The sequence below is a fragment of the Desulfotomaculum copahuensis genome, from assembly GCF_001655685.1.
Taxonomy (GTDB): domain Bacteria; phylum Bacillota; class Desulfotomaculia; order Desulfotomaculales; family Desulfovirgulaceae; genus Desulfotomaculum_G; species Desulfotomaculum_G copahuensis.
Window position 1 is genome coordinate 1 of the sequence record NZ_LYVF01000023.1, and the last position, 6,468, is coordinate 6,468.

The window sequence follows — 6,468 nt, forward strand, 5'->3', positions numbered from 1 at the left end:
GCTCCGCCGGCGGAGGAACCGGCGGAATAGAAAGCATTCCCCCCTGTCATTGGGACGGGGGGTTTACTTTTTGTGCTTGCCCGCTTACACCAGGGTAATTTTTAATTTTAACCAGCCAACTGAATAATTAAGAACACCCGGTTGGAGATGACCCCTGACCGGGTGTTCTTTTTTTTGTGGCCGTTTTTGCAACTCTACCAACTCTTTCTTCCATCGCTGGTTCATCCAGGCGGAAGCACAGTAACCGGGCCTTGTCTTCGCGAATGATATCAATGATGTCATGGCTGTGTACCGTTTGTAATGGATGCAAAATAAATACTATTGACAAAATTCCGCCTGGGTACTAATATATAATAAATCTAATGGTAGTACCATAATACCATGGTAAACGGAGGTGAATGTTTAAAAAGCTCAGCTCTCAATGGTTATGACAGGCGCAGGTAAAGGTTCAATAAAACCGAAGGAGGAAAAATTATGCCCGAGAAAATTACTCCTGTGGTCACAAAGAAAACCGTTGGTAATACGAAAGTGCGCTGGAATGTTATGTTTCTGGCATTTCTTGGTATTTTTATTGCGTACATGGACAGGGTAAACCTTTCTGTAGCGACACCTTCGATAATGAAGGAGTTTGGTTGGAACACCGCCCAGTTTGGAGTAATCTTGTCCGCATTTTTTATCGGATATGCCATTTTACAGATCCCGTCAGGTTGGTTGTCCGATCACATTGGCGGGAGGAGAGTATTGGCTGCCGGTATGGGATGGTGGTCATTGTTTACCATGCTTACTCCTGCCGGAAATACGATTGGTTTAATGACACTGATCAGGAGTTTATTGGGATTTGGAGAAGCTGTAACTTTCCCTGCCATTACTTCAGTGGTTTCATGCTGGATGTCCCCGTCAGAGCGTGCCAGGGCGCAGGGGTTTAATTTGTCGGGCATGTTAATCGGCAGCGGTTTAACTATACCGTTAGTTGCATGGATAGTAAAATCTTTTGGATGGCAATGGACCTTTTATAGCTTTGGCATTGTGGGTATTATTTGGACTATAATTTGGCTCAAGTATGTTACTGACAATCCGGCGGAACATCCCGGCACCAGTCAAGATGAATTGAATGAAATCTGCCAGGGAGAAAATTTGAATGATCAGGTAAGAGCTGAACAAGCATCCGGGAACCTGGGTAGTATTCTTAAATCCAAATCGGTCTGGGGACTTGCATTGGCGTATTTCATGCAAAATTATAACTGGTACCTTATTTTAACCTGGTTACCCGGATATCTGGTGATGGCCAGGGGATTTAACCTGATAAAAACCGGTATTTACGGAATGTTTCCTTATCTGGGAGCTTTCCTTTTTGCTAATCTGGCCGGGCAAGTATCCGATCGTCTCTCGAAACATTATGGTTCTACAAAAGCGCGGAAAATCATCCTATACATCTCCTTCGCGGGAAGTGCGGTTTTTCTGTATTTAGGCGCCCATGCCGTCTCACCCATAATGGCCGTGGTTTTTATCACTGTTTGTGTGTCTTTTGTTGGTATGAACTTTGCCCCTTTTTGGGCCTTACCAGTGGATATGGCCCCGCGAAACGCCGGTTTCGTTTCGGGTTTTATGAATACCAGCGGAACTATCGCCGGTATTCTGGCTCCCATGCTCACAGGATTTATTGTTAATGCCACCGGATCTTGGATATATGCTCTTTCAATTGCTATGGTATGTTCCATATTGGGTATTGTAATAAACCTGGCATTAATATCGGCAAAGCCTGTTACTGAATGAGGGAGAGAATGAAGATGAAGATCAGCAAGCGTAAAAGTCTGGCGGAAGCCGTGGCCCTGATTCCCGATGGAGCAACCATTGTTTTTGGCGGGTGGACTGTTACGCGTAAGCCCATGGCGGCAGCCTATGAAATTATCCGTCAAGGGAAAAAAGATTTGCACTTGGTAACAAACCCCGGTGGTCCGGAGAACGATCTTTTAATCGGGGCCGGTTGTGTTAAAATGTGCGAAACTAACTATATTGGCCATGAAGTACTTGGTCATCCTTACTGTTTCAGGCACCATTGTGAAAGTTTTGGTTTGAGTGGGAACGGCTATCTCCATGATGATTGGACTGTTCAAACCGGTGCCCTGAGGCTTTTAGCAGGAGCGATGGGTATACCATTCATGCCTACGCGCTCACTTCGAGGTACCGACATTATCAACCCGGAGCATGATCTTTTGGCCCCGTATCGTGGTCTGGAACCAAAACTGCCCCGGCAAAAGGTTCAGATTGTCAACGATCCCTTCTGGGAGGAAGGTGAAGTTGTATTGGTTCCTGCTTTAAAGCCAGACTTTGCTATTATGCACGTACAAATGACAGGTGATGAAGGTACAGTGCGCATTCATGGCGGGCCTTTCCTTGATTATTATGCTGCAATGGCTGCGAAAACCACCATAGTTACAGCTGAGCATATTACATCAGAGGAATATTTGCGGGTTTCCCCGGAATTAAATGTTATTCCTAAAGAAGTCGTAGACGTAATTGTTGAGGTTCCTTATGGTGCTCATCCCACCCCTGTAGATGGCATGTATGATACGGATTCGGCTTTTTTCAATGAATATATATTGGCCAGTAAAAACGAAATTGCCTTTAAAAAATGGCTCTCAGAATGGGTTTTTGGAATACCGGATCATATGTCGTATTTAGAAAAACTTGGTGTGAGGCGGCTTTTATCGTTAAGGACAGATCCTGCTTTAGGATATAACCCGGCATTAAAAAGGCGCGTAGGATGATTTCATCGGTGTTCGGTTAAGACTTATAATTTCCACAAGTACCCATTAATAACACATTAACCCTGGTAAATCGACAAAAATGTCGAAAATGTTCCTTAGCAAGCAGGATAATTGCCCTCCAGATACTTTTTGGAGGGGGATTCAAATTGGCTTCACTGCCTGGCAATTTCGATCCGCACATGCTCGAAAAAACGCTGATCAGGATGTTCTCCCCGGAATGGCTCCAGGATACGGCAAAAAGGGTCAAGTATGTCCAGCGCCAACGGAAGGTCGATCCGTTCATCCTGTTCTGGATCCTGGTGCTTGGTTTTGGAGCCGGGGTACAGCGCTCCCTCGCCGCCTTGAGACGGAATTACGAGAAAAAATCCTCGGAAAAAATTGTCGCCTCCGCCTTCTATGATCGTTTTACCGAGGGACTTTATAAATTCCTCACGGAGTGCCTGGTGCACGGGGTGGCGGATCTCGCCAGCCACGCCAGCCTGACTCTGTAGGAGAAACTGCAGGCGTGAAGTAGTCGATTGTCTGGTGGAGGTCGAATTCAAGGCCAGCGCATCCAGGGCCAAGAAGTCAGAAAAAGACGATTTCGAGGTCTATCCCCTCAGGAGCAGCGCATCAAAGATCAAGGAGACATTCCGCCTGGTTGGCGTGCTTGATGAGGAGACCGGGAAGTATCACCTCTATATTACCGACATCATGCCGGAACAGCTCATCCCGGAAGATGTGGCGCTCCTCTACCGGGCGCGCTGGAGCATTGAAATGGTTTTCAAGGAGCTCAAGCGCCTTTACAAGCTGGATGAGATACCCAGCGACAAGCCGGTGGTCAACAAATCGCTGGTGATGGTGTCCATGCTCACCCTGGTGGTCAGCCACCAGATACTTAACTTGATGCGCTCTCTGATGCCAGAGAAGAGCGAGCGCTTCACCCCACTGCGCTGGGCCGAACTCTTCTATACCTCGGCTCCCGACTTGTTGAAACTGGTGCTCGCTTTCGAGGGAATCGAGCTTGATGCCTTCACGATGTTGATGTTTTATGCGGGTGAGGGCATCGACCCCAATGTGAACAGAGAACGTATGCTGTCACCCTGGGTAAAGGCAGCGGCAATTACCAGTTAAATATTGTAACGATTTAACATAAATGGCATAACCGATCACGCATGAAGATGATTTCAGTGGTATTGCAAAAAGAGAGGTGTTTCCCAGTGGGAAAATTAATTTGCACGCCAAAGGAAGCAATGGCTGTTTCTGCAAGCCGTTTAATCAAGAATGGTGACACGGTAATAGTAGGCACAGGTCTTCCTCTGGTGGCATCAATTTTAGCTAAACATACTCATGCTCAAGATGCTATTTTAATTATGGAAGCCGGTCCCTATGATGGCAACCCTCTTGCTCTTCCGTCCTGCGTGGCGGACCCGCGAGGATTTTACAGGTCTCCGCTGATTTGTGATCCAGTCCAGTTAATGGGACAGTTTCTCCAGAATGGCCGGATAAAGGTAGGGTTTTTAGGTGGAGCACAGGTGGACAAATATGGAAATGTAAATTCGACCTGCATAGGGGATTATCGCAATCCACATGTCCGGTTTGAAGGATCAGGTGGAGCCAGTGACATTGCGGCACTGGCCCACCGGTTTTACATCATTATATCCCATGAGGCCAGGCGTTTGGTTGAGCGGGTGGACTATCTAACCAGCCCCGGGTGGTACTGTTATCGCAATCCCCCGTCCAGGGAACTTGTCAGAAGGGAGGAATTGGGAATGAGGGGTGGTCCTGAAGCGGTGGTCACCACCATGGGTGTTATGAAATTTGACCAGGAAACAAAGGAAATGTTTGTGGCCGAATATTATGAGCATATGGGTGTGACATTGGACGTGCTCAAAGAAAATACCGGTTTTGAAATTGATGTTTCCCGGGCCATTCCCGCTTCCTCTCCTACAGAAGAAGAGCTCCATATTTTGAGAACAATGGTAGATCCGGAAGGGATTTACATGAATTAATCCACCCTCCGGGGGTATCGAAACAGACATTTTCCGCCCGGCCAGTTTCCAGGAAAATATATTAAATATCATACCAATACAATAATAGAAGAGATAAAGCATTGAATCTAACAGTGTTTTGAGTTAATATACAAAAAGATGCGAACTTTTTAAGGAGGGGCAGGGAATTGGGTTTAGAGAACGGGCGGGACTTTCATGAGACGCGGCAAATATTTCAAAAAGCATCTCCTACCAGAGCCTTTGAAGATATTGTAAAACAAATAGAGGATGCCATAATAAGCGGTGAACTAAAAGCCCATGACCGGATACCCAGCGAAAGGGAACTGCAGCATATTTTTGGGGTTGGGCGGGCTTCGGTAAGGGAAGCTATCCGGGTCTTGGAAAGTGCCGGCATGGTTGAGGTGAGAACGGGAGCTGTTTCCGGGGGGATTTTTGTAAAACCATTAACCACCGCCATGACGGTGGAGGCATTGCAGAGGTTGTTTCTGCTGGAAAAAATCAGTGAAAGGGAATTGGTTGAGTTCCGTCAGGCGGTGGAGGGAATTACTGGTTACTGGGCGGCCAAACGGGCAACAAATGAAGATATAAAAAGAATCCAGGACATCGTTGACAAAACCGAACCCGGGGACATTAAATGGGATGAATTTCATGCTGCTGACGTGGAATTCCACCTTGCTGTGGCGGATGCCGCAAAAAATCGTATTAATTTAATCGTTATGCAAGCTGTCAGACAAACCATGATTCGTGTTATGCGCATTACATTTAAAAATTTGATGAGCCGGCGTAAAGCCAGGGATGCCATTATTGAAGAACACCAGGTTATCTTGGAGACCATTAAAAATAGGAATGCAGAAAAGGCCCGCGAGTTGATGTTTTCTCATATTACCAATTTTTATAAAGGTATTTTAGATGAAAGCTCTATTGTGAAATAATATTACCATATTTGTAAAATATCACTTTGGCTCCCCTTTGCGGGGAGTTTTTTGTTTGGGGAATATTAAAAATATATTGACAGAATGCGAGGTAGGTAGTACTATAATAAATGATATAATGGTAGGACCATAGGGGATGGTTTTATGTATATAAATAAGAACAAAATAAATGAATTAGTTGACGCTCTTACAAGAGGTAAGATTACGGCGGCCAGCAGGTTGATTACCCTGGTCGAAAATGGTAATCCACTGACAGGGGAAATTATGCGCCGTGTTGGCGGTTTGGCTGGAAAGGCATATGTTTTAGGAATTACCGGTCCACCGGGGGCGGGTAAGAGTTCCATAGTAAATAGGTTGATACCTCTTTTCCGGCGGCAGGGGCAAAGGGTGGGCGTACTTTGCATCGACCCCAGTAGTCCTTTTAGCGGCGGGGCTTTCCTGGGGGACCGGGTTAGAATGCAGCGGTCTCCTTCGGACGAAGGGGTGTTTATACGCAGCCTGGCCAACCGGGGGGAACTGGGTGGAATGGCTCCCGGGACAAAGGAAATCATTCAAATTGTTGATGTTTTGGGGATGGACGTTGTAATTGTGGAAACGGTGGGTGCCGGACAGGTGGAAACGGAAATTTTGAATTGGGCTGATACAGTTATTGTAACAACTGTTCCCGGCCTGGGAGATCAGATGCAGGTTTTAAAAGCGGGCATTTTAGAAATCGCCGATCTGTTCGTAGTCAATAAGGCGGATTTGGAAGGTGCCCGGTGGGGTGGACCCATTTGT

General features: G+C 46.4%; 7 protein-coding genes. All 7 read left to right on the forward strand.

All coding sequences use genetic code 11. From position 1 onward, the window contains the following. Window positions 1-474: 474 nt before the first annotated feature. A complete protein-coding gene (locus A6M21_RS02560; protein ID WP_066666347.1) occupies window positions 475-1,773 on the forward strand; it encodes an MFS transporter in 1,299 nt (432 codons plus the stop codon). Between the two features lie 14 nt (window positions 1,774-1,787). Next, complete coding sequence (locus A6M21_RS02565) at window positions 1,788-2,768, forward strand: CoA transferase subunit A (RefSeq protein WP_066666351.1); 981 nt, start codon at window positions 1,788-1,790, stop codon at window positions 2,766-2,768. 146 nt (window positions 2,769-2,914) lie between these two features. Beyond that, on the forward strand, window positions 2,915-3,259 hold the full coding sequence (locus tag A6M21_RS02570; protein WP_066666348.1) for a hypothetical protein: 345 nt from the start codon (window positions 2,915-2,917) through the stop codon (window positions 3,257-3,259). A gap of 34 nt (window positions 3,260-3,293) precedes the next feature. Continuing rightward, complete coding sequence (locus A6M21_RS02575; RefSeq protein WP_066666349.1) at window positions 3,294-3,881, forward strand: transposase; 588 nt, start codon at window positions 3,294-3,296, stop codon at window positions 3,879-3,881. Window positions 3,882-3,967: 86 nt separating this feature from the next. Then, complete coding sequence (locus tag A6M21_RS02580; RefSeq protein WP_161485980.1) at window positions 3,968-4,759, forward strand: CoA-transferase subunit beta; 792 nt, start codon at window positions 3,968-3,970, stop codon at window positions 4,757-4,759. Between the two features lie 167 nt (window positions 4,760-4,926). Next, window positions 4,927-5,691, forward strand: a complete 765-nt coding sequence (locus A6M21_RS02585; protein WP_066666350.1) for a FadR/GntR family transcriptional regulator — start codon at window positions 4,927-4,929, stop codon at window positions 5,689-5,691. 144 nt (window positions 5,692-5,835) lie between these two features. Beyond that, window positions 5,836-6,468: methylmalonyl Co-A mutase-associated GTPase MeaB (gene meaB / locus A6M21_RS17710; protein ID WP_151191764.1), on the forward strand; the 633-nt coding region annotated here is incomplete at its 3' end.